Origin of the sequence: Streptomyces sp. NPDC059455, assembly GCF_042750115.1 — a bacterium.
GTDB lineage: Bacteria > Actinomycetota > Actinomycetes > Streptomycetales > Streptomycetaceae > Streptomyces > Streptomyces endocoffeicus.
Genome location: NZ_JBHYVB010000024.1, coordinates 33,643 through 34,718 on the forward strand (window position 1 = coordinate 33,643; position 1,076 = coordinate 34,718).

General features: G+C 68.5%; 1 protein-coding gene. It reads left to right on the forward strand.

Features of this window, described 5'->3' with window-relative positions; all coding sequences use genetic code 11:
- The first annotated feature begins 147 nt into the window (after positions 1–147).
- Complete coding sequence (locus ACFXB5_RS11535) at positions 148–771, forward strand: NADPH-dependent F420 reductase (RefSeq protein ID WP_385205532.1); 624 nt, start codon at positions 148–150, stop codon at positions 769–771.
- The last annotated feature ends 305 nt before the right edge of the window (positions 772–1,076 follow it).

A 1,076-nucleotide genomic window follows, 5' to 3' on the forward strand; every position in this document is an offset into this window, starting at 1 on the left:
GCCCCGCCCGCCCCCCCACACCCCCCACACACCCCCCCCCCCCCCCGGCTCCTTCGCCAGCGCCGAGCTCTGCGGCTCACCCAGTTGGGTGACTCGGCGCAAACGAAACAAAGCGAAAGTTCGAGAACAAGGAAGAGAGCACACCTCATGAGCAGCATCAGCATCATCGGCACTGGGAACATGGCCCGTACCATCGGCGCGCTGGCGGTAGCGGGCGGCAACACCGTCGAGGTCATGGGCCGCGATCACTCCAAGTCCGCCGACCTGGCCAAGGCTCTCGGCGGCGGCGCTACGACGGGAGAGTGGGGCGCCGTCCCGGTCGGGGACATCGTCATCGTGGCCCTGTTGTTCGACGGTGTCGTTCCGGCCGTCGCTCACTACGGAGACGCCCTCGCGGGCAAGGTCATCGTCGACATCAGCAACCCCTTCAATTCCACGTTCGACGGTCTGGCCCACCGCGAGGTCACCTCGATCGCGCGGGAAGTCGCCAAGGTGGCCCCGGCCGGTGCCAGCGTGGTGAAGGGATTCAACACCGTCTTCCGTCATGTCCTGGAGAACGGCCGGCCCGACGTCTTCATCGCTGGCGACAATGCGCAGGCCAAGGCGGGCGTGGAGGCGTTCATCAAGAGCCTCGGGATGCGCCCGATGGACGCCGGTGGCCTGGAAATGGCGCACTGGCTGGAAGGAGCGGGTGTGCTCACGATGGGCCTCGCCCGCCACGGGATGGGGGGCTGGGACTTCGCCCTCGGCGTCACGGAACTTCCCGCCTGAGCTGCACCGGAGGAGATACTCGCGATGAAGCTTGGAGCTGCTTTGGCGACGTCGCGGATCGTGCGTGGGCCGGCGGTGATATGGCGTAGCGCCCGCAAGCGGCCGGTCAGCAGCGCGAACTCGCCTGGCCCAGCAGAGCCGCCGCCCGCACCGCGATCTTCGACTTCGAACTCAACAGCCGACCACGCAAAACGCTCGGCTGGGAAACCCCACCCCCAGGGCGCGGGGAGGCCCGGGGGCCACGCCCCTTTAGAGAGGGGGTGGTAGATTGGCGCGCAAAACGCGGGTGGGGGCGGGGGGGCGTG

What these genes read in the sequence shown, in the direction of transcription:
- ACFXB5_RS11535 (WP_385205532.1), top strand. Translation starts at nt 148, where the DNA reads ATGAGCAGCATCAGCATCATCGGCACTGGGAACATGGCCCGTACCATC.